Annotated in this window: 15 protein-coding genes and 1 pseudogene; 5 read left to right on the plus strand and 11 right to left on the minus strand. The window is 55.8% G+C overall.

Going from position 1 to position 21,489, the window contains the following annotated elements:
* Positions 1-37: 37 nt before the first annotated feature.
* From silA to ACOTYN_RS13690, 4 genes are read right to left on the minus strand one after another with little or no spacing between them, the layout of a single operon-like run.
* Positions 38-3,178, minus strand: a complete 3,141-nt coding sequence (gene silA, locus ACOTYN_RS13675) for a Cu(+)/Ag(+) efflux RND transporter permease subunit SilA (RefSeq protein ID WP_332957969.1) — start codon at positions 3,176-3,178, stop codon at positions 38-40.
* 10 nt (positions 3,179-3,188) lie between these two features.
* Positions 3,189-4,439, minus strand: coding sequence for an efflux RND transporter periplasmic adaptor subunit (locus tag ACOTYN_RS13680; protein WP_071922229.1), 1,251 nt, complete (start codon positions 4,437-4,439; stop codon positions 3,189-3,191).
* Positions 4,440-4,450: 11 nt separating this feature from the next.
* Positions 4,451-4,792, minus strand: coding sequence for a cation efflux system protein CusF (gene cusF / locus ACOTYN_RS13685; RefSeq protein WP_063861368.1), 342 nt, complete (start codon positions 4,790-4,792; stop codon positions 4,451-4,453).
* A gap of 28 nt (positions 4,793-4,820) precedes the next feature.
* Positions 4,821-6,206 (minus strand): efflux transporter outer membrane subunit, encoded by a 1,386-nt coding sequence (locus ACOTYN_RS13690; RefSeq protein WP_071922228.1) that lies wholly within the window; start codon positions 6,204-6,206, stop codon positions 4,821-4,823.
* A 162-nt stretch (positions 6,207-6,368) separates the two neighbouring features.
* Here ACOTYN_RS13690 and ACOTYN_RS13695 point away from each other — a divergent pair, with 162 nt between their 5' ends.
* Positions 6,369-7,052 carry a copper/silver response regulator transcription factor gene (locus tag ACOTYN_RS13695; RefSeq protein ID WP_014883860.1) on the plus strand — a complete coding sequence of 228 codons (684 nt, stop codon included), beginning with the start codon at positions 6,369-6,371 and terminating at the stop codon, positions 7,050-7,052.
* Positions 7,042-8,496, plus strand: coding sequence for a Cu(+)/Ag(+) sensor histidine kinase (locus ACOTYN_RS13700; protein ID WP_047027006.1), 1,455 nt, complete (start codon positions 7,042-7,044; stop codon positions 8,494-8,496). Before ACOTYN_RS13695 ends, ACOTYN_RS13700 begins: the two co-directional genes overlap by 11 nt.
* A gap of 4 nt (positions 8,497-8,500) precedes the next feature.
* On the opposite strand, the pseudogene ACOTYN_RS13705 reads toward ACOTYN_RS13700, so the two are convergent.
* Positions 8,501-9,401 (minus strand): annotated as a pseudogene (locus tag ACOTYN_RS13705) (LysR family transcriptional regulator).
* Positions 9,402-9,518: 117 nt separating this feature from the next.
* On the opposite strand from ACOTYN_RS13705, the gene ACOTYN_RS13710 reads away from it, so the two are divergent.
* Positions 9,519-10,937, plus strand: a complete 1,419-nt coding sequence (locus ACOTYN_RS13710) for an MFS transporter (RefSeq protein ID WP_332957964.1) — start codon at positions 9,519-9,521, stop codon at positions 10,935-10,937.
* Positions 10,938-11,016: 79 nt separating this feature from the next.
* On the opposite strand, the gene ACOTYN_RS13715 is transcribed toward ACOTYN_RS13710, so the two are convergent.
* The 3 genes from ACOTYN_RS13715 to ACOTYN_RS13725 are packed head-to-tail and all read right to left on the minus strand — an operon-like array spanning position 11,017 to position 13,727.
* Positions 11,017-12,012 carry a DUF2891 domain-containing protein gene (locus ACOTYN_RS13715; RefSeq protein ID WP_071922226.1) on the minus strand — a complete coding sequence of 332 codons (996 nt, stop codon included), beginning with the start codon at positions 12,010-12,012 and terminating at the stop codon, positions 11,017-11,019.
* A 9-nt stretch (positions 12,013-12,021) separates the two neighbouring features.
* Positions 12,022-13,008 carry a DUF979 domain-containing protein gene (locus tag ACOTYN_RS13720; RefSeq protein ID WP_023330441.1) on the minus strand — a complete coding sequence of 329 codons (987 nt, stop codon included), beginning with the start codon at positions 13,006-13,008 and terminating at the stop codon, positions 12,022-12,024.
* A complete protein-coding gene (locus tag ACOTYN_RS13725; protein WP_014883866.1) occupies positions 13,005-13,727 on the minus strand; it encodes a DUF969 domain-containing protein in 723 nt (240 codons plus the stop codon). The genes ACOTYN_RS13720 and ACOTYN_RS13725 overlap by 4 nt, the downstream gene beginning before the upstream one ends.
* Positions 13,728-13,925: 198 nt before the next feature.
* On the opposite strand from ACOTYN_RS13725, the gene ACOTYN_RS13730 reads away from it, so the two are divergent.
* Positions 13,926-14,471 (plus strand): winged helix DNA-binding protein, encoded by a 546-nt coding sequence (locus ACOTYN_RS13730; protein ID WP_014883867.1) that lies wholly within the window; start codon positions 13,926-13,928, stop codon positions 14,469-14,471.
* A gap of 2 nt (positions 14,472-14,473) precedes the next feature.
* Here the strand turns inward: ACOTYN_RS13730 and glgX are convergent, their stop codons facing one another.
* From glgX to treZ, 3 genes are read right to left on the minus strand one after another with little or no spacing between them, the layout of a single operon-like run.
* Entirely contained in the window at positions 14,474-16,549 is a 2,076-nt protein-coding gene (glgX, locus tag ACOTYN_RS13735) for a glycogen debranching protein GlgX (protein ID WP_071922224.1), read from the minus strand.
* Positions 16,550-16,564: 15 nt separating this feature from the next.
* Positions 16,565-19,033 (minus strand): malto-oligosyltrehalose synthase, encoded by a 2,469-nt coding sequence (treY, locus tag ACOTYN_RS13740; RefSeq protein ID WP_088126735.1) that lies wholly within the window; start codon positions 19,031-19,033, stop codon positions 16,565-16,567.
* Positions 19,030-20,817, minus strand: coding sequence for a malto-oligosyltrehalose trehalohydrolase (gene treZ, locus ACOTYN_RS13745; protein WP_071922222.1), 1,788 nt, complete (start codon positions 20,815-20,817; stop codon positions 19,030-19,032). Before treZ ends, treY begins: the two co-directional genes overlap by 4 nt.
* 132 nt (positions 20,818-20,949) lie before the next feature.
* On the opposite strand from treZ, the gene ACOTYN_RS13750 reads away from it, so the two are divergent.
* Complete coding sequence (locus tag ACOTYN_RS13750) at positions 20,950-21,477, plus strand: GNAT family N-acetyltransferase (RefSeq protein WP_023337318.1); 528 nt, start codon at positions 20,950-20,952, stop codon at positions 21,475-21,477.
* Positions 21,478-21,489: the final 12 nt, after the last annotated feature.

Raw genomic sequence — 21,489 nt, forward strand, 5'->3', positions numbered from 1 at the left:
CATCTCGTAAAAATCCCGCCATTACAGCGGGATTTTTTTATGGCTTTTTATGCCTGCGCAACCAAATCAACTTGTAAGCCGCTGGAATGATAAACAGCGATAACAGCGGCGCTGTGATCATCCCGCCGATCATGGGTGCCGCCATCCGGCTCATAACTTCCGAACCGGCACCAGTCCCCCAGAGTATTGGCAGGAGGCCCGCAATGATCACCGCGACGGTCATGGCCTTTGGCCGCACACGGAGCACGGCACCATGATAAAGTGCTTCATCAAGCCCTTGTTCTGTGAACGTTTCCCGATGGGACAGTTCCGGTTGCGCTTCAATGGCATGACGTAAATACATCAGCATAACGACCCCAAATTCCGCTGCGACCCCGGCCAGGGCGATAAATCCGGTTCCGGTTGCGACTGACATATGGAAACCCTGCCAGTAGAGAAACCATATTCCACCGACCAGGGCGAACGGCAGACTCATCAGGATCAGCATTGCTTCATCCACGCGACGGAACGCCAGGTACAGTAAAATGAAGATGATCATCACCGTCATCGGTACCATCAGTTTTAGCTTCTTATTGGCATGTTCGAGAAGCTCAAATTGTCCGGAGAAAGACACGCTGGTACCTGGCATCAGCTTCACGTTCTGACTGATGGCCGTCTTAATGTCGTTCACCACCGATACCATATCCCTGCCCCGTGCATCGATGTAAATCCAGCTGGCTGGCCGGGCATTCTCCGTTTTCAACATCGTGGGGCCGGAAACAACCTTAATATCAGCCACATCGCCCAGCGTGATCTGCTGTTTCATCGGCGTCAGGATAGGCATCTGTTTTAACGCATTCGGGCTGTTCCGGTAGTCCTGAGGATAACGAATATTGATCGGGTAGCGGGCGACGCCTTCCACCGTTTCACCTACCGTTACGCCGCCAATGGCCGAAGAGACAAACAGCTGCACATCGCCCACCGTCATTCCGTAGCGGGCGGCTTTTTCCCGGTTAATATCCACATCAATGTAACGCCCGCCCTCCAGGCGTTCCGCCAGAGCAGACACCACGCCGGGCACCGTTTTGGCGACCGCCTCGATGCGCTGCGCCGTGGCGTCGATATCAGACAGAACGGTACCGGACACTTTGATACCTATCGGGCTTTTGATCCCGGTGGAGAGCATATCAATGCGGTTACGAATAGGCGGAACCCACAGGTTAGCCAGGCCTGGCAAACGAACGGTGTTGTCCAGTTCGTCAATTATCTTGTCAATCGTCGTGCCGGGCCGCCACTGATCCTCTGGTTTGAGCTGAATCGTAGTTTCCACCATTTCAAGCGGTGCGGAATCCGTTGCCGTTTCTGCCTTACCTGTCTTGCCGAAAACAGACGCCACTTCAGGCACCGTTTTGATGAGTTTGTCCGTGGTTTGCAGGAGCGCCGCTGCTTCTGCCGGAGACACACCGGGCAAGGTCGAGGGCATATACAGCAGGTCGCCTTCGTTGATCTTCGGTAAAAACTCACCGCCCACCTGGCTCAGCGGCCAGATAACCGTGAAGATAGATAAGGCTGCAACCAACAGGGTGGCTTTTGGCCAGTGGAGAACCCTGATCAGCAGCGGATGATAGGCGTTAATCAGCAGCCGGTTCAGCGGGTTACTGTTCTCTGCGGGGATTTTTCCGCGGATCCAGAAGCCCATCAGGATGGGGATAACGATGATGGCGAGCATGGCCGCCCCCGCCATGGAGTACGTTTTCGTGAAGGCCAGTGGACCAAACAGTCGCCCTTCCTGTCCCTCAAGGGTAAAGATGGGAATAAACGATAAGGTGATGATCAGCAGGCTGATAAACAGTGCGGGCCCCACTTCCACAGAGGCATTGGTGATCACCTTCCAGCGGGTGGCGTTGTCGATCTGCTCTTCCGGATGCTGATGATCCCACTCTTCCAGCCGTTTGTGCGCGTTTTCAATCATCACAATGGCCGCATCCACCATCGCACCGACGGCAATGGCAATGCCCCCCAGCGACATGATGTTGGCGTTCAGTCCCTGAAAATGCATCACAATAAAGGCAATACACAGGCCGAGCGGCAGAGAGACAATCGCCACCAGCGCAGAGCGGACATGCCAGAGGAACAGCGCACAGACGATGGCCACCACGATAAATTCTTCAATCAGCTTGCCGCTCAGGTTATCGATAGCTCTGTCGATTAACTGGCTGCGATCGTAGGTCGTCACAATCTCGACGCCTTCCGGCAGGCTGGCCTTCAGCGTCTCCAGCTTATCCTTCACCGCCGTAATGACTTCACGCGCATTTTTGCCCGAGCGCAGGATCACCACGCCACCCGCCACTTCCCCCTGCCCGTTCAGCTCAGTAATACCGCGGCGCATTTCCGGCCCCGTTTGTACGCGAGCAACATCGCGCAGGTAAATAGGGACACCGTTCGCACCGGTTTTCAGCACGATATTATTGAAATCGTCTATCGTCTGTAGGTAGCCGCTGGCCCGGACCATATACTCTGCTTCCGCCATTTCAACCGACGATCCCCCTGCTTCCTGGTTCGACGACGCAAGGGCCTGCTTAACCTCCGACAGGCTTATGCCGTACTGGGCAAGTTTTAACGGATTGACCTGGATCTGATACTGCTTAACCACACCGCCAACCGATGCCACTTCAGCCACGTTGGGGATGGTTTTTAACTCAAATTTCAGGAACCAGTCCTGCAATGAGCGCAATTCTGCGAGATCGTGCTTACTGGAACGATCGACCAGCGCATATTCAAATATCCAGCCCACCCCCGTGGCATCCGGGCCAATTTCTGAACTCACGCCAGCAGGCAGTTTGCCCTGAACCTGGTTCAGGTACTCCAGTACGCGCGACCGGGCCCAGTACAAATCAGTACCGTCTTCAAAAATGACATACACATACGAATCACCAAACTGAGAAAAACCGCGCACGGTTTTGGCACCGGGTACCGACAGCATGGTGGTAGTGAGCGGATAGGTCACCCGATTTTCAACTATCTGCGGGGCCTGGCCAGGATAGCTGGTTTTGATAATCACCTGAACGTCAGACAGGTCGGGCAAGGCATCGACCGGTGTGTTGATGATGGTCCATGCGCCCCAGATGCTAAGAAACAGCGCCCCCATCATCACCAGGAAACGGTTTGCGACGGACCGCCGAATAATCCATTCAATCATCATCGTCCCCTTAATGACCTGAATGCGTGTTGTCTGCTGTTTCAGCGTGACGCATGCGCTCCAGCGCGCCGGTAATATTGGCCTCGGAGTCAATCAGGAACAGACCGCTAACTACCACCGTCTCCCCTTCGTTGAGGCCTGAACCAATACCGGACTGCTGCTGAGATTCATGCAGAACGTGGATCGGTTTCGGCACAAAATGCCCCTCTGCATCGACGGTAATCACGCGCTGTTCCTTTCCGGTATCAATAACGGCCTGGGACGGGATCAACAGCATCTCCGGACTTTGCGTATTCAGTTTGAGATATGCATTCATGCCCGGTTTCAGACGCTCGTCTTTGTTGGAGACCTGCAGGCGCACCTGCAGCGTACGGGTGCTGGGATCCACGCTCGGCAGAAGGTTCCATTTTTCAACCGGGAAGGATTTATCAGGGTAAGCGGGTACTGAAATCTCAAACTGCGACGTGTCTTTCAGCAGATAAGCAATAGACTCAGGGACCGCCGCGCCGATCCAGACCGGATCCATCCCCTGAATTTGAGCGACCACCTTATCTTTTGAAATATTCATGCCGGTGCGCAGGTCAAACGCCGTGATAACCCCGTCAATGGGAGCCTTGATGGTAAATCGGGTCTGGATAGTGCGGGTCGCCCGTAGCTTCTGAATATCTTCATCCGGCATCCCGGCCAGCCGAAGACGTTCAAGTACGCCTTTGATTTGCACAGGCGTTCCACCGGTACCGGATAACAGCAAAAACTCACTCTGCGCCTCTACCCAGTCCGGAATGGTGATATCAATCAGCGGCGTGCCTTTCCTGACATGGTCGCCGATCGTCAACGGGTATACTTTCTCAACGAAACCTTCCGCGCGCGCCTGCACAATAACAAACTGATAGTCGTTATAACTGACATTGGCTGGGATCGTCTGGCTATAATTCAGCGTTCCGCGAGTGACTTTTTGCGTTTTTAACCCCAGGTTCTGGACCTGCGTGGGGTCAATGCGTATTCCGGCACCGCTTTTATCATCATTTTCATCCGCATATTTTGGCACCAGATCCATATCCATAAACGGTGATTTGCCAGGTTTATCGAATTTAACGTCTGGCTTCATCGGGTCATACCAGAAAAGTACCTTTCTTTCAGAAACCTGATTTTCAGGTTTTGCAGAGGTGTGAATATGCTGCCATGCCGTGACGGATATCAGCCCTCCTGCAATAAGGCTGCTGACTATCATGGCAGCGTATTTTATTTTTAAAGATGCCATGCTACTTCTCGCTATTTAATGCTCTTCAGTAAAGAGATATTGCCCTGCTGGACAAACGAAAAATCAACGTGGCTACCGACTTTCAGGGCCGAAATACTCTCGTCAGCCTGAAGAAAGGTGAAGCGCATCGTCATCGCGGGCCAGCCCACCGCCGGGATAGCATCATGGGCAATAGTGACTTTTTTACTCGTGAGATCAATATCCTTGATAATGCCGGTCCCCTTAATAATCTGCTCTGAGGTTCTTTCACTGGCAATATTCATTCCTGCGTGCTGATGAACCTCGGCCTGAAGGCTGGCAGAAAACATTACGGCGATCGCACCGAGGACAACGGTTTTAAGTGAATTACGCATTTTTACTTTCCTGTTTAATTAAATGAATTTATTCGACCCAACCGCCACCCAGTGCGGTGAAGAGCGTAATTTCATTCACCTGTCGGGCATAAATAAGGTCGAGAAGAGTTTGCTGCGTGGAGAACAGAGAACGTTCTGCATCAAGCACTTCGATATAGCTCACCGCACCGCTGGAATATAACCCTCTGGCACGTTGCAGGGTGATATTTAGCGAATCAAGATACCGCTGCTGGGCATTAATTTGCTGGTTAATGCTTTCCCGCAGCGCGAGCGCGTCAGCAACCTGTTTAAAGGCGGACTGAATTTTTTGTTCGTAATTCACAACCGACTGCTGCTGGCGAATTTCAGCCAGCTTCAGGTTGGCTTTATTTCTGCCTGCATTAAACAGGGGGATATCAATTTTAGGGATAAAATTCCACATCCCACTGCCCGTTGTGAAAAGGCTGGAGAGTTCCGTGCTGCCCGTTGAAAGTCCGCTGGTCAGTGAAATGGACGGGAAAAAGGCAGCACGTGCCGCACCGATATTCGCATCGGCCGCTTTAAGCTGATACTCCGCCTCCATAATATCCGGGCGCTGCAGCAGTATCGCTGATGAAAGATGAGGCGGCAGCCTGACCGGCGCAATATCGCTGGCGTTCATGCCGCTGTTGCCCGGCAGTGCGCGATACGTTCCGAGGACCAGCTGCAGGGCATTATTGGCCTGCGCCAGTTCACCCTCTCTTTTGGCTATCTCTGCCTGAGTGCTTTCAATCTGCCCCCGGGCCTGCTCCAGCGCCAGGACGTTTGTGCTGCCGGTCACCAGCTGTTGCTCAACGAACGCGTAAGACTGCTGGTAATTCTTCAGCGTCTCCTGCGCAATACGGCGTTGTTTATAGGCCAGCTGCTGGTTGAAATAGCTCTGCGACACGTTAGAGATGAGCAGAATATGCACCGCTCGATGGGCTTCTTCGCTGGCAAAAAAGTTTTGTCGGTCCGCCTCGCTCATGTTCCTGAGCTTGCCGAAGAAATCGAGTTCATAGCTTACTGCAAGACCTGCGTCGTACTGCTGCGAGGCAGGTTTGTCACTTTTCAGACCGCCGCTATAGGTGATACCCGAGGAGGCATTCAGCTGAGGATAACGATCCGCATCCGTCACCGTGAACTGCGCCCGGGCTTCTTCAACCTTCAGGGCAGCCATTTTTAAATCGCGGTTGTTTTCCAGGGCTTCGCTGATCAACCCAACGACCTGGGGGTCGACAAAAAAGTGACGCCAGCCGGTATCCTGATACCCCACCACCGCAGGTGTCAGGCCATTTCGGGATAACGAAAACTGCTGGGGCACCGGTGACACGGGTCGCTGGTACTCAGGCGCCAGCGAGACGCAGCCTGTCAGGAAAAATACCGTACTGATGCTAAGTCGTTTTAACAGGAACATAATGGTTCAAATGAAGTCCAGAGTATTTTTAGGGTCACTCTACTGAACGCATCCTGTTTGACGGGTGACAGGATAATGACAATGTTGTCATTTTTAACGTAAGTCATTGTTAACGGCCGCGAGCACAATAGAATGTCGTCAGCAGCCAGTCAGGGGAGCAAGATGAAAATACTGATCGTCGAAGACGAAATGAAAACCGGTGAATACCTCAGCAAGGGGCTGACTGAAGCGGGGTTTATCGTGGACCACGCTGACAATGGCCTCAACGGTTACCATCTCGCCATGACTGCGGAATACGATCTGCTGATTCTGGATATTATGCTTCCCGACGTGAACGGCTGGGATATTGTCCGCATGCTGCGTTCGGCCGGGAAAGGAATGCCCATACTGCTCCTCACTGCGCTCGGCACCATTGAACACCGGGTCAAAGGGCTTGAGCTGGGTGCGGATGATTATCTGATTAAGCCTTTTGCCTTTGCTGAACTTCTCGCCCGGGTAAGAACGCTGCTGAGGCGCGGAAATACGGTGATTGCGGAAAGCCAGCTTCAGGTGGCTGACCTGACGGTTGACCTCGTGTCGAGAAAAGTGAGCCGGGCGGGGAATCGCATCCTGTTAACCAGTAAGGAGTTCAGCCTGCTGGAGTTTTTCCTGCGTCATCAGGGAGAAGTGCTGCCCCGCTCCCTGATTGCCTCTCAGGTGTGGGACATGAACTTTGACAGCGATACGAACGCCATTGATGTGGCGGTAAAACGGCTTCGGGCAAAAATCGATAACGATTATGAACACAAGCTGATCCAGACGGTGCGCGGTGTGGGCTATATGCTGGAGGCGCCGGATGCGCATTAAGCCTTTCAGGCGCCCTTTTTCGCTGGCTCTTCGGCTGACCTTTTTTATCAGTCTCTCCACGATCCTGGCGTTTTTCGCCTTCACGTGGTTTATGGTGCATTCCGTTGAAAAGCATTTTGCTGAGCAGGACATCAGCGATCTGCAGCAAATCAGCACCGCGATGCACCGTATCCTCCAATCTCCTGCCGAACCCGAGCGGAAGAAAATCAGTAAACTCAACGAGTCGATCGCCAGTTACCGCAACGTTGCCGTTCTGCTTGTGGATCCGCAGGGAAATACCCTGTTCAGCTCGGCACACGGGGCAACATTACGCCCTGCGATGAATACACCGGATTTTAACGTGCACCGTCGCACCCAGGATGTCTTTCTGTGGACGGTGGAGGACTCTGCTGCTTCCATGCACGCGGGACCCGACATGAAAATGGACACGTACCGGATTATCGCCTCGTCAGGCACGGCGACATTGCAGGGTAAATCGCAGGACTACGTGATGCTGATTGGCCTCTCCATTAATTTTCATCTGCACTACCTGGATGCCCTGAAGAAGAATCTCTTCGCGATTGCCGCGGCAATCAGTCTGCTGATTATTGTTGTCATTCGTATTGCGGTACGCCAGGGCCATCTGCCTCTGCGTAACGTCAGCACCGCCATTAAAAATATCACCTCAGAGAATCTCGACGCGCGACTTGAACCGTCCCGCGTGCCCGTTGAGCTGGAACAGCTGGTGATCTCTTTCAACCATATGATTGAAAAAATAGAAGATGTCTTTACCCGCCAGGCCAATTTTTCCGCCGATATCGCGCATGAGATCAGAACGCCTGTTACCAATCTGGTGACGCAAACGGAAATTGCGCTGAGCCAGAACCGTTCTCAGAAGGAGCTGGAAGATGTGCTGTATTCCAGCCTTGAAGAGTACAACCGAATGACCCGGATGGTCAGCGACATGCTGTTCCTGGCGCAGGCGGATAATAATCAGCTCATCCCGGACCGGGCGATCTTTGATTTGCGCGCTGAAGTCATGAAAGTGTTCGATTTCTTCGAAGCTTGGGCGGAAGAACGTAACGTCACGCTGAAATTTAACGGAATGCCCTGCCTGACAGAAGGCGATCCGCAGATGTTCAGAAGGGCGATTAACAATCTGTTATCCAATGCCCTGCGCTATACGCCGGAAGGAAAAGCGGTGACCGTCTCACTCCGAGAGCAGGAAAACAATGTTGAACTGGTGGTTGCCAACCCCGGCGCGGCGATCCCGGAAGAACATCTGCCAAGGCTGTTTGACCGCTTTTACCGGGTGGATCCATCAAGACAGCGTAAAGGCGAAGGCAGCGGCATCGGCCTTGCCATCGTGAAATCCATCGTCAGCGCCCATCACGGAAAAATCCGTGTGGAATCCGATGCGGTATCGACGCGCTTTATACTTTCCGTGCCGAAGAAAACCGTTTAAGCGGTCAGCGAACCGGCCGACATACTTCCAGCACCTTCTCCCTGAGCCACCGGTGCGCGGGATCCTTTTCCATGCGCGGATGCCACATCTGTGAGACGGTAATGCTCCGGGTTTTAAACGGCAGTTCAAAGACGTGTACGCGTTCTGACATGGGCTGATTGAGCAAATACAGCGCCGGGACCATGGCAATCAGATCGGAGGCCAGCGCCACGGATAACGCCGTCGGGAAACCAGGCACAACGCTGGCGACGTTACGTTTCATCCCGCGTTCCGCCAGCGCGTCATCGACAAAACCGTGTAACGATCCGTCGGGCGAGGCCACCACATGCCCCCAGGAGATATAATCCTGCAGGCTAACTGACGGGCGCGAAGCCAGTGGATGCCCCTGGCGCACTGCGCCAACAAACCTGTCCTGAAACAGCCGTTGCAGACGTATTTCAGGCCCCATATTGCTCTGCACGCCGATTTCCAGATCGACAAGCCCCTCTCGCAGATAGCGCGATGTTTTTTCAGGTTTCGGGGAGAAACGGATACAAACGTCGGGGGCAACACTCGCGACTGCGGCAATAAGCAATGGCCCAAACGCCACCACAAAACCGTCGTTGGCTCTGATGGTGAACAGGCGCGCCAGATTCTCGACCTTCAGCGTATCGCTGGAGGGCTGGAGCACCGCCCTCGCCTCGTGTACGGCGTTGCGGGCGCGATCCCGTGTGGCTTCCGCCCAGGGGGTCAGCACCATCTGACGACCCGCCCGAACCAGAATAGGATCGCCAGTGACCTCCCGCAGCCTGCTCAGGGTTCGGCTCATGGCGGAGGAGCTCAGGTTTAAGCGCCGCGCCCGCCACGCTGGCTTCGGCCAGCAGGACATCGAGCGCGACAAGCAGATTAAAGTCAGGATCGGTCACGAGGAATCCTCAGATAAGGCGTTATATGCAACGATTAAGTGCAAATGCTGCGTCTTCCGCCCTGTATACCTGATGATTATAGTTTCGTCATTACTATTCTTTTCTGGAGTAACGACGATGACGCTATTTTCAAACCTGCCCGGCGATGAAGGTTTATCCGGGTATGAGCGCGCCCGGGTCCTGGCCGCCGTGATGACCACCACGCTGATGGGGGTCTTTGACGGAACGATGATCAACATCGCGCTCCCCTCCATGGCAAGCGCAATGCAGGTTCCTGCCAATGTTGCTGTCTGGTTCGCCAACGGTTATTTGCTGTCAGCGGCCATGACCCTCGCCATCTTTGCCGCGCTGGCGGCGCGCGTGGGCTATCGCCCGGTGTTTCTGGCCGGGCTTGCCACCTTTACGCTTACCACTCTCGGCTGCGCGCTGGCGAAGACCCCGGATGTGCTGATCGGAATGCGTATTCTGCAGGGCATCGGCGGTGCGGCCACCCTGAGCATCGCCCCGGCAATCCTGCGATCCGTTTTTCCCGGCAGACTACTTGGCCGCGTTCTGGGGCTGCACGCCCTGCTCATCGCCTCCAGCACGGCGATAGCCCCGGTGCTGGGCGGAACGATTCTGAACGCGCTGAGCTGGCAATGGCTGTTCGCCATTAACCTTATTCCAGGCTGCATCGCCCTGCTGCTGGCATGGCGCGCTTTACCGAAGGAATCAGCGGGTGATAAATCCTCCTTTGATGCGCCAGGCGCAGTGCTCTCCGCAACATTTCTGGGAGCCACGATCATGACGGCCAACAGTCTTCAGCGCGTCACGCAGCACATTAATCACGAAGCCATCAGCTGGGGACTTCTCGCGCTGATGAGCGCCCTCGCCTTTATCTGGCGGATTCGGCGGGCAAGTCACCCTTTATTTCCGCCCGTCATATTCAAAAACGGACGCTTTACCCTCGCTGCGCTAACCTCGCTGGCCTCGTTTGTGAGCCAGGGCATCACCTTTGTCGCGCTGCCGTTCCTGTTTCAGAGCGTGTATGGCTACAGTCCGGTGGTTTCTGCGCTGCTCTTTACCCCGTGGCCGATAGGTATTGTGCTGATTGCGCCGCACGCGGGGCGTTGGGCTGATACGATTTCCGCGCCGCTGATTTCGACCCTTGGGCTGATGATATTTGTCGGTGGGTTGGTTCTGCTGGCGACCCTGCCTGAAAGCCCATCCGTATGGAACATCTGCCTGCGCAGCCTGGTTTGCGGGATAGGGTTTGGCTGCTTCCAGAGCCCCAATAACCGGGAAATGCTCGCTAACGTGGCGCGAGACTATGCCAGCTATGCCTCCGGCGTGTTGTCTATCGTCAGGACATTCGGCCAGTGTCTCGGCGCCGCTACGGTGGGCGTGCTGCTGGCGGCAACAACCGGCCAAACCCTTGATGACCGGATCGTGCATGTTGCGCTGTGGATCGCCGTCATAGCCTCGACGGGCGCCGTGTTGTTTAGCGCGAGCAGGCTGCGCCCGGCGGCGCTACGCTTGCACGGGCCTACAAGATAATATGCAATATATTGATTTTAATGAACAATGTAGGCCGGGTAAGCGCAGCGCCACCCGGCAAGAAAGGCGTATCGTTTATTTACTCCAGCGCCAGCAGCGCAAAGCTCGCCAGCCAGTGCCCGCCGCTGTAGTGGCTGCCGACAACATGCTCTACGCTTGCCATCAGGTGTTTCGCCACCGAATCACGCAGCGCCTGCTGCGCCGGATGGTTTGCGGGAAGCGCTTTTGCGATATGCTTCATACACCAGGCGCGGCTTAGGTTTAACCCGTCCAGATGGGCAATTTTCGGGTCGGTACGGTCACTCACTTGCGCCGGGCTCATCAGGGCTGCAACGGCGCCCACCTCCGGCAGAAACGCGTCGAACCAGGCCGGGAAGTCCTCTGCCACCTTGCTCATCAGCAACGCTTCTGTCAGAGCACCGGAAATATACTCATCACCGCCGGGCTCGTAGTGCGCCGGGTAGCGCGTGTCGGCGAGATAAAACCGTTCCGCTGATGCCAGAATAGCCTGCTCAAGCCCGCTGTCACTCACTGTATGCGCATAGTCGAGCGCCAGCGCCAGAGCAAACGCCGTGTTGTAATGCGTCCCGACGCGGATCGGATAGGTGAGCTTGCCGAGGTAATCCACCAGACGATTGCGAATATCCTGCGTTAACGGTTCAAGCGTCTGATACCAGCCTGCGGCCTGCGGCAGCGACGACTGTTTCAGTTCCTGGGCCAGCGCCAGCAGCCAGCCGTAGCCATACGGGCGCTCAAACGAGGCGCGGAACGGCGCAGTAAAATAGGCCAGTTCCTTAGCCACGTTCTCTTCGGTCAGGTGCTCGTCGAATAGCGCGACGATTTCATCCCGGCACGGCAATTCGGGATAGAGACGCACGCAGCGCAGCAGCAACCAGTAGCCGTGCACGGCCGAGTGCCAGTCAAAACAGCCGTAGAAAATCGGGTGCAGTTCGCGAGGCGGCAGAACATCACCATCATCATTCAGCAGGTGCATGATGTGGTTCGGGTATTCCTGGCGCAAATAGGTTAAAGGCATTCGGGCAAACGCGTCAGCCTGTTGTTGCGTTAATTTCATAACCGCTCCTTAGCGAAAAACGAGGAAATACATTAAGAACACGTTCACCACCAGCAAGGTTAACGCGGTCGGGATCTGGATCTTGATCACCTGATATTTGTCTTTCAGCTCCAGCAGCGCGGCGGGCACGATATTGAAGTTCGCGGCCATCGGCGTCATCAGCGTGCCGCAATACCCTGCGTACATGCCAATCGCCAGCAGCGGCGCCGGGTTACCGTGATGCACGTTAATCAGGAACGGTAAGGCGATACCGGCACTCAATACCGGGAAAGCGGCAAAGGCGTTACCCATGATCATGGTAAACAGCGCCATCCCCACGCAGTAAATCACCACCAGCATGAAGCGGTTATCCGGGTTCACAAACAGGCTCACTACCTTTTGTACGGAGTCACCGGTATTGGCCGCCACGAATACCCCACCCAGCATGGCCAGCATCTGCGGCAGGATCACCGCCCAGCCGATGGTATCGACAAGACGGCGAGACTGGCGAATCGCGTGCAGCGGCGTGCCCTTCGTCAGCCACCAGCCGGTGAGGATCGCCGCGACGCAGGCCACGCACAGCGCCGCAAGGGTGAGCTGTTTCTGGTCGAGAAGATAAACGCCGCCAATCGACACGCCCTTTAGGAACAGCGTCCCGATCACCGTCACCACGGGGATCATCAGCGCGGGCAGGAACAGCCAGTTTTTGAGGCGGTTTGACGAGGCAACCCGTTCCTCATCGGAGGCCATTTTGTAGTGCCCCTTTCCGACGAGACCAAAGCCCGCCAGCAGCGCGATAACGATAACGCTGCCGCCGATGATCCGGTACGCCAGCGATTTGCCGAGCTCCTGAACCATCAGATCACCGAACAGGAAAATCCCACCAAATAAAAACCAGAAAAGCGCGGTGGTGAAACGCTTCGGATTCGCACGATCGCGCAGGGTCATGACCACCAGCAACATCACGACGAAGCCAATCAGGTAGTACACGCGGTTAATGGTGATAAGCGTCATCATTGCGCGGCCCCCTGCGTTGCCTGCTCTGCACGCCAGGCCATCACGTCACGACGGATACTGGCATCCAGGCGCAGCAGGCGTGTCATATGAATAATCAATGCCGCAATGGCCGTCGGAATGGCCCACAGGCCGATATGCAGCGGTTCAATCCCCTGAATGCCGTTCTCTTTCAGGAACGCGTCAATCAGCAGCACTGCACCAAAGGCGATAAAGATGTCTTCCCCAAAGAAGACCGCGATATTGTCACACGCGGCGGCATGGGCTTTGATTTTGTCGCGGATATGCTGCGGCAGTTCACCATACTCGTTCAGAGCGGCCCCTTCAGCCATCGGCGCCAGCAGCGGGCGTACCGTCTGGGCATGCCCGCCCAGCGACATCAGCCCTAACGCGGCCGTGCCTTCACGGGCGACAAAGTAGAGCATCAAAATACGCGCCGAGGTGGCGCTGGCGATCTTCGCGACCCAGGCCTGGGCGCGCTCTTTTAGCCCGTAATATTCCAGCAGACCAATGACCGGCAGGATCAGAATGAAGGTCGCGAGCGATCGGCTATTGACGAACTTCTCGCCAAAGGTCTCGAGCAGCATGCCGAAATCCATACCGACCAGCAGACCCGTCGCCAGCCCCGCCACCACGACCACCAGTAGCGGGTTGAAGCGCAAAGCAAAACCAATAACCACGATCGGTATCCCGATCAGCGGCAACAGCGTAGAACCGTCCATAACGTTTACCCTATCGAAAGTGAGCGTTGCGCGCCGACGGCTATTTTTTTAATTTGCGGCGAGCGATGTTGTGTTTTCGTCAGGCTTTGCAAAACCTGCGCTAAAAAGCTATATCTGAACCTCAAAAACATGTAAACAATTTATCAATAAAATGTTCTTATTTTATCGATGAGTTTACATTTCTGACTAAGGAACGTTATGACCTCAGAAAAGCGTGCTTCACCCCATCACGACGACATCAACGATGGCCGGATCGTCTCGTCCCGCCATCTGGTGTCCGAGCGCTGCGCGGAACTGTCAGAGCTGGAATACGCGCTGATCATGACCAGCAACGCGTTCAACAAATGGATGGTGCGCTGCATGACGGCTGCCGGCGAGCCCGATATGGGCGCCTTTGATGTCTCACTTCTGCACCATGTGAACCACCGCGACCGCAAGAAAAAGCTGGCTGATATCTGTTTTGTTCTCAACGTGGAAGATACGCATGTGGTGACTTATGCCCTGAAAAAGCTGGTTAAAGCAGGCTACGTGACAAGTGAGAAAGCGGGTAAAGAGCTCTTTTTCTCCACCACGGAGGAAGGTAAAGCGTTATGTATGAAATACCGCGACGTGCGGGAGGCGTGTCTGATCGCGATACATGCGGAGAGCGGCATTGCCGGAAAATCCATTGGCGAAACCGCGCAGCTGTTACGCACGATTTCCTCTCTGTACGACACCGCCGCCAGGGCGGCGGCATCACTGTAAACTCAGGGCCGTCGGAAAAGAGTAATGCTGCGTCCGGCCAGCTCGAATTCTACCGCTTCGGTGATCGCCTTCCCGGTCACGGCGTCATCGGCTGTAGACAGCTCCAGCACCCATCCCCCTTCACCAAACTGTGGGATCTGGAATGCCACGCTGCCTTCAAACGGGTTGAACAGCATGAGCACATCGTGCCAGATCCCCTCTTCCTGTTTGAGATCGGGCCTGCTGATGGACACCCCGAGCGTCGAGCCCTCATCCCACTGCTCTGCCTGCTGCGGACCGCCGCCGGCGTTAAACCAGCGGATCTCCAGCCCGTCGCGCCAGCTTTCACGACGCAATAACGGTTGCGCGGCACGAAGCGCAATCAACCGTCGGGTAAACTCGCGCAGCGCAGCGTCGTTCTCGGAGAGTCCTTTCCAGTCGATCCACGAGATCTCACTGTCCTGGCAGTAGCCGTTGTTGTTGCCCTTCTGCGTGCGGCCAAACTCATCGCCGGCCAGCAGCATTGGCGTACCATGGGAAAACAGCAGCGTGGTCAGGAAATTACGCTTCTGCCTTTCGCGGGTAGCAATAATATCCGGGTTCTCCGTCGGCCCTTCTTCGCCATAGTTGTATGAACGGTTATCGTTATGGCCATCATTATTGTCTTCCCCGTTGTCGGCGTTATGCTTCTCGTTGTACGACACCAGGTCATTCAGCGTAAAGCCGTCATGGGCGGTGATGAAATTAACGCTGGCCCAGGGGCGACGCCCGCGCAGATCGTACAAGTCACCGGATCCCAGCAGACGGGCGGCAAAGTCGTTAGAGACGTTATCCCCCTTCCAGTACTCGCGTACGGTGTCGCGGTATTTGTCGTTCCATTCACCCCAGCCTGGCGGAAAACCGCCCACCTGATAGCCGCCGGGGCCGATATCCCAGGGTTCACCAATTAGCTTCAGTCGGGATAAAACCGGATCCTGGGTCATGGCGTCGAAAAAGCCGCCGCGCGGATCAAACCCTTCCGGCTCGCGGCCCAGTATCGTTCCCAGGTCGAAACGGAAACCGTCAATATGCATCGACTCCGCCCAGTAGCGCAGCGAATCCATCACCATCTGCAGCACACGCGGGTGAGAGGTATTGACCGTGTTCCCCGTTCCGGTGTCGTTGATGTAATACCGGTGCTGGTCAGGCAGCGTGCGATAATAGCTGTAGTTATCAATGCCTTTAAACGAGAGCGTGGGGCCAAGCTCATTGCCTTCCGCCGTGTGGTTATACACCACGTCGAGAATCACTTCGATGCCCGCATCATGATAAGCGCGCACCATATCGCGAAAGCCCAGGATCCCCGCCGGGCCGAAGTAGCGCGACGCCGGCGCAAAAAAGCCCAGCGTGTTATAGCCCCAGAAGTTTTTCAGACCGCGGTCGAGAAGATGTTGATCGTCCGGGAACCAGTGAACCGGGAGCAGCTCAACCGAGGTGATGCCGAGACTTTTGATGTAGTCCACGGAGGCTTTATGCCCCATTCCCTCAAAGGTGCCCCGCAGTTCGGGAGGAATTGCCGGGTTCATCTGGGTAAACCCTTTTACGTGGCTTTCATACACCACGGTGTTCGGCCAGGGGATAGTGGGTCGGTTAGTGTCCTGCCAGTCACAGGCGTTCGGGTCGATAACCTTACATTTTGGCGTGAACGGCGCGCTGTCACGGGTATCAAAACTCAAGTCTAATTCGTCATGCCCCAGCGCATAGCCGAAATGGGCCTCGTTCCAGTCGATATCACCCACCAGTTCGCGGGCATAGGGGTCGATAAGCAGTTTATGCGGGTTGAAGCGATGACCGTTTTCCGGGTCATAGGGGCCGTAAACGCGATAGCCGTAAAGCGTACCGGGCTTCAGATCCGGCACATAGCCGTGCCAGACTTCGTGGGTATATTCAGGAAGCTCGAGCCGGGCGATTTCCGTTTTCCCGGAGGGGTCAAACAGACAGAGCTCCACCCGCTCAGCGTGAGCGGAGAACAGCGCGAAGTTGACCCCCTTCCCGTCATAATTTGCACCCAACTGCTGGCCATGACCGGCCCGAATTTCAAACGTTGTATCCTTTGCCATTTTCGTTCTCCACGATTATTCGCAGGTAAGCAGAACCAGTACACATCCCTTTTCCGACGTTAAATCCAGCGTCTCTTGCAGCATGCGGCTTTCACCGCTGAACAGATCCCGATAGCGTTTTCCTGCCAGCGCCTCGGGTATCGCCACCGTGGTATTGCCCCACAGCGTGCGGTTATCGGTGACGCCAAAAACCAGTCGCGGCACGGCAACAATCAGCACCTCGCCGTCTTTCACTCGCGCATAGACAATCAGATGCTCCTCCCGCTCGCCGGACACTTTAAGCGGCAGCCAGTCGCCATAGCGAAACAGCCCGGGATAGTGTGGCCGCAGGCGCAGGAGCGTAGCGGTGACAAACTGCTTCACCCTTCCGTCCTGCCAGCACGCCGGGTTTTCAAACATACCGGCATTCGCCACGCTGAGGTTTTGCACCAGCGTCGGAAAGTCCGGCTCGCGGCGGTTATCCGGATCGACAAGGCTAACGTTAAGCGCCTCGCTGCCCTGATAGATATCCGGCACGCCGGGCGCCGTCAGCTTAATCACCGTCTGGCTGAGGCTGTTCATCAGTCCGGCGCGGATAAAGGGCCGCATGGACTCGCTGAAATCATGCAGAAACAGCGTGTTGTCCGGTGAAAGCAGGTGCCGGGCATAGCGCAGCACCACGCTCTCATAGCTCTCGTTGCTGTCGATCCAGTCGGTGCGCTGTTTCGCCTCGCGCAGCGCTTTTTCGAGGAAAGCGATAAAACGCGCCTCCAGCGAGGCAAGCCCGTCGGCGTCGTCCGGCGACAGCGTGGCGGGCCAGACGCCTGCCAGCGCCTGATAGATCATCCACGTGTCGGCGGCGTTTGGCGCGGTACCGTCATTGAGAAACCGCACCTGGGTCTGGTTCATCTGGCGCCAGCGGGCCAGATTTTCGCCCCACTGTTCCGGGGCCTCCGTCAGGGTGTAAAGCCGGGCCCGGGCATCTTCCCCGCGCTTGGTATCGTGCGTGGAGGTGCCCAGCAGCGCATCGGGCTGACGGGCCAGACGAATGCGCATCTCCTGATGAAAGCGGGATAGCGAGAACGCGCGCGGCGTCGGGTCGGCGCCCACTTCATTAAGCGCCAGCTCCAGGTTATGACGAAAGAACAGCGTGTCTTCAACGGACTTCGCCATCAGCGGCCCGGTCAACTGCTGAAAGCGGGTTCTGAAAAGCGCGGCGGACTCGCGGCACTCTTCCGGCAAATCGCCGGTAAGAATGCGGACTATCAGGCTCAGGGCGGCTTCGGATGTCTCGACGCTAGCGACCACGCGGTTAAGCAGCGCGACATCTGGCGGGGTTAACCCCTCCCGGGTGCCGTAGGTGCGGTACACCGGAAAGGCGATAAGCAGCTCGCGTAACGCGTGGTGAATATCATCGCGCTGCAGCGCAACGTCATTGCGGCGGGCCAGATCGTCTGCAAGATTAAGCAGCGTGGTGAACTCGCCCTCAAAATTACGATCGGTCATCAGGCCTTTCGCATCGCGCAGTTCCGCGTGGCGATCGACCGTTACCCCCAGCGTCTCGTCGTGAATTTTTTCCAGACGCGACAGGATATCGTCGTCGACCAGCACTTCCGCCAGCGAAGCGATAAATTCGTACCCGGTAGTACCGGAGACGGGCCACTCGGCGGGAAGCTGTTCTCCTTTAGCGAGAATTTTCTCGACCGTGATATAACAGTCCGGTCCGGTTGCCTGCCGCAGGCGCTGCAGATAGCCCAGCGGATCGGCCAGACCGTCGATATGGTCGATCCGCAGACCATCCACCACACCCGCGTGAACCAGTTCAAGGATGAGGCGATGCGTATCGTCGAATACCGCGTCATCTTCAACACGCACGCCCACCAGACCGGTAATCTCAAAGAAACGTCGCCACGAAAGCTGTTTCGGCGCTTCCCGCCAGGACATCAATCGCCAGCTTTGTGCTTCGTGCAGTTCCGCAAGGCTCTTATCCTCGCTGAACGTGCCCGGGTTGAGCGGATATGCGGTGTCGTAATAGATCAGAGCGGCTTTGTTTGTGACAGGGTCACGTTTTAAAGTAATGGCTCCCTTCTCCAGCTCCGCCTCAAAGGTGTCCCCGAGAAACGGCAGCGTCAGCGGGCGAGACCCGTCGATATCGAAATAGCGGAAATAGCGGCTCTGCTGTCCGTACTCAATCACGTCCCGCCACCAGGTATTTTCCAGAGAGGTCGACATATGGTTAGGGACAATATCCAGAATCAGCCCCATGCCGGCCTGCTTAAGCGCCGCGGACAAGCGGTCGAAACCTTCGCGTCCGCCGATCGCAGGGTCTATTTCATTCGGGTTGGTGACGTCATAGCCGTGCGTGGAATCCGTTGTGGCAGTAAACACCGGGGAGGCATAAAGGTGGCTGATGCCGAGGTCTTTCAGATAGGGTACCAGCCCGACAACGCGATCGAAGGTCATGCCATTACGGAACTGTATACGGTACGTGGCGGAAGGGATCATAACGATGCTTCTCCATCAGCAAAGCGAACGACAATACTGTTCGGCGGCAAAATGTCGGTTACCTCCGGCCAGGCGAAGCGCGTCTCCCCCGAAAGAGCGGGCGGTTTGACAGATTTATTGCCGATATTGAGCGCCAGCGAAAGCGTTCCGGACGGGAAGCGCCAGCTTACGGCCACCATACCGGGTGCCGTCCCGATCACCTTGCCCTCGACGCGGCTCCCCTCATGCAGAAGCGGAACGATATAACGATGACGCAGCGTAAGCAGATGGCGCGTGAAGCGGAGCCACGTTTTGCCGTCGTCGGTGGCAATTTTATTCCAGTCAAGCTTTGAGCGGACAAAGGTGTTCACGTCATTCGGGTCCGGGACAGCGTCATCGTGCCCGGCATGGCCAGTAAACTCTTTTGCGCGCCCTTCCCGCACCGCGTCGGCCAGATCGCCGTGAAAATCGGTGAAGAACAGGAACGGATGTGATTCACCAAACTCCTCGCCCATAAACAGCAGCGGGATATGGGGGGAAAGCAGCAGTGCAGCAAGCAGCACACGGGTTTTATTGGCGCCCGCGAGGGTGATAAGCCGCTCACCCTGGGCGCGATTCCCGGTCTGATCGTGGTTCTGAATAAAATCAACGAAGAACTGCGGTGGCTGCGTGTGACACTCCACCCCGCGGGACTGGCCGGTTTGCAGCGAAACCTCGCCCTGGTAGACAAACCCTTCTGCCAGCGCCCGGGCGAATTTTTTCTCTGGTTCAAACGCAAAATCCTGGTAGTACGCGTGCGTCTCACCGGTGGCAAACACGTGAGCCGCGTTGTGGAAATCATCATTCCACTCAGCGGTAAACAGCGGCGTATTGCCGTGCTCATCATGCGGATGCAGGAAAATGACGTTGCGGCTGTCTTCCGTGGTCAGGTGAACATGACGGTTCGGGATCGCCTCACGGATCTTCTCTGCAATTTCCTGGAGAATATGCGTCTTCGAGCTGTCTTTAATCTGGTCGATGGCATCAAAACGCAGGCCGTCCAGGCGGTACTCGGTCAGCCAGTAGAGCGGCGCATCGGTAATGTAATGTCTTACCGGCTCGCGCTCGTAGGCGATCCCGTTGCCCCAGGGCGTCATCCGCTCTGCATCGAAAAAGGCAGGCGACAGCAACGGGAGATAGTTGCCTTCCGGGCCGAAGTGGTTGAGTACGATATCCAGCACCACGGAAAGCCCAAGACCGTGCGCGGCATCGATTAACGCGCGGAAATCCTCTGGCGTACCGTATGCGGCGTGCGGAGCATAAAGCAACACACCGTCGTACCCCCAGCCGCGGGATCCGCCAAACTGAGAGACGGGCATAACTTCAAGCTGGGTTATACCCAGTTCTGCCAGGTAAGGGAGTTTTTCAATGGCGGCCCGGAAGGTCCCCTCCGGGGTAAACGTGCCGATGTGCAGTTCATAGATAACCGTCTCTTCCCACGGCCGCCCTGACCAGTCCCGGTTAACCGGCTGATAACGTCGGGGATCGATAACGATGGAGGGGCCGTTAACGTCTCTTGCCTGTGCGCGAGACGCGGGATCGGGCACCGTCATGCCGTCCTGCAGGACAAACTGATACTCTGTGCCGTGCGTAACGCCCGGAACGTCTGCCTGAAACCAACCGTTACCCACTGCCGTCATCGGCACGTCGGTGACGGCCAGACGTAGCGTCAGCGCTTTCTGTCCTTCTGCCCAGACGCGAAAACGTACAACGTCATCGGAAATAAACTCAGCACCCCACTGCTTTTGAAATGTCCTGAATTCCATTCATTGTCCTCGAATGACCCACATTTTACGCGGAACGAAGTACAAGCTTAGTTCAGGATTAAAAGTGTGTTGGCTCAGCGGATTTAACCGCTTCGTCTATTCTTTATGAACTCACTCACTACCGGGAATATTATGCAGATTCGAAAAGGATTAAATACCGACCTCGTACGCCTCGAATGTTGTGACTTCTCTTTCACCGTTAACCACATTGCACGAGAGCCTTTTCTCCATTGTGATTTGCATATTGAAGCTATCGCCGAGCCCTGGATAAAAACCTACGAGCTCGATATCCAGACACTTGAAAATCATTGTGTTAACCCGGACGCCATATTTCTTGTTGCAGAAACGAACGAGGGTGAAATAGCCGGTTTTATTACTGCATCAATTGGCTGGAATAAGTTTATCTCGGTGGATTACATAGCCGTAGATCGTACAAAACGCAGAACCGGCGCAGCACAAAAATTGATGGCCGCCGCGCACGTGTGGGCGCGAAGCGTAAACGCGCCGGGACTGCGGCTTGAAACCCAAAATGTGAACGTCTCGGCCTGTCTGTTTTACCGAAACTACGGTTTCACCCTGGGCGGATACGACCGTTATCTGTACAACGCTTTACCGGAAAAAGACGAAGTTGCCCTGTTCTGGTATTACATGCTGGTGTAGAGGAAACTCGCT

It is taken from the genome of Enterobacter cloacae complex sp. IR5458 (genome assembly GCF_049238025.1).
Lineage (GTDB): Bacteria > Pseudomonadota > Gammaproteobacteria > Enterobacterales > Enterobacteriaceae > Enterobacter > Enterobacter kobei.

Coding starts and splice junctions, on each gene's coding strand:
- silA (WP_332957969.1), bottom strand. CDS start 3,178: ATGATTGAATGGATTATTCGGCGGTCCGTCGCAAACCGTTTCCTGGTG.
- ACOTYN_RS13680 (WP_071922229.1), bottom strand. CDS start 4,439: ATGGCATCTTTAAAAATAAAATACGCTGCCATGATAGTCAGCAGCCTT.
- cusF (WP_063861368.1), bottom strand. CDS start 4,792: ATGCGTAATTCACTTAAAACCGTTGTCCTCGGTGCGATCGCCGTAATG.
- ACOTYN_RS13690 (WP_071922228.1), bottom strand. CDS start 6,206: ATGTTCCTGTTAAAACGACTTAGCATCAGTACGGTATTTTTCCTGACA.
- ACOTYN_RS13695 (WP_014883860.1), top strand. CDS start 6,369: ATGAAAATACTGATCGTCGAAGACGAAATGAAAACCGGTGAATACCTC.
- ACOTYN_RS13700 (WP_047027006.1), top strand. CDS start 7,042: ATGCGCATTAAGCCTTTCAGGCGCCCTTTTTCGCTGGCTCTTCGGCTG.
- ACOTYN_RS13710 (WP_332957964.1), top strand. CDS start 9,519: ATGACGCTATTTTCAAACCTGCCCGGCGATGAAGGTTTATCCGGGTAT.
- ACOTYN_RS13715 (WP_071922226.1), bottom strand. CDS start 12,012: ATGAAATTAACGCAACAACAGGCTGACGCGTTTGCCCGAATGCCTTTA.
- ACOTYN_RS13720 (WP_023330441.1), bottom strand. CDS start 13,008: ATGATGACGCTTATCACCATTAACCGCGTGTACTACCTGATTGGCTTC.
- ACOTYN_RS13725 (WP_014883866.1), bottom strand. CDS start 13,727: ATGGACGGTTCTACGCTGTTGCCGCTGATCGGGATACCGATCGTGGTT.
- ACOTYN_RS13730 (WP_014883867.1), top strand. CDS start 13,926: ATGACCTCAGAAAAGCGTGCTTCACCCCATCACGACGACATCAACGAT.
- glgX (WP_071922224.1), bottom strand. CDS start 16,549: ATGGCAAAGGATACAACGTTTGAAATTCGGGCCGGTCATGGCCAGCAG.
- treY (WP_088126735.1), bottom strand. CDS start 19,033: ATGATCCCTTCCGCCACGTACCGTATACAGTTCCGTAATGGCATGACC.
- treZ (WP_071922222.1), bottom strand. CDS start 20,817: ATGGAATTCAGGACATTTCAAAAGCAGTGGGGTGCTGAGTTTATTTCC.
- ACOTYN_RS13750 (WP_023337318.1), top strand. CDS start 20,950: ATGCAGATTCGAAAAGGATTAAATACCGACCTCGTACGCCTCGAATGT.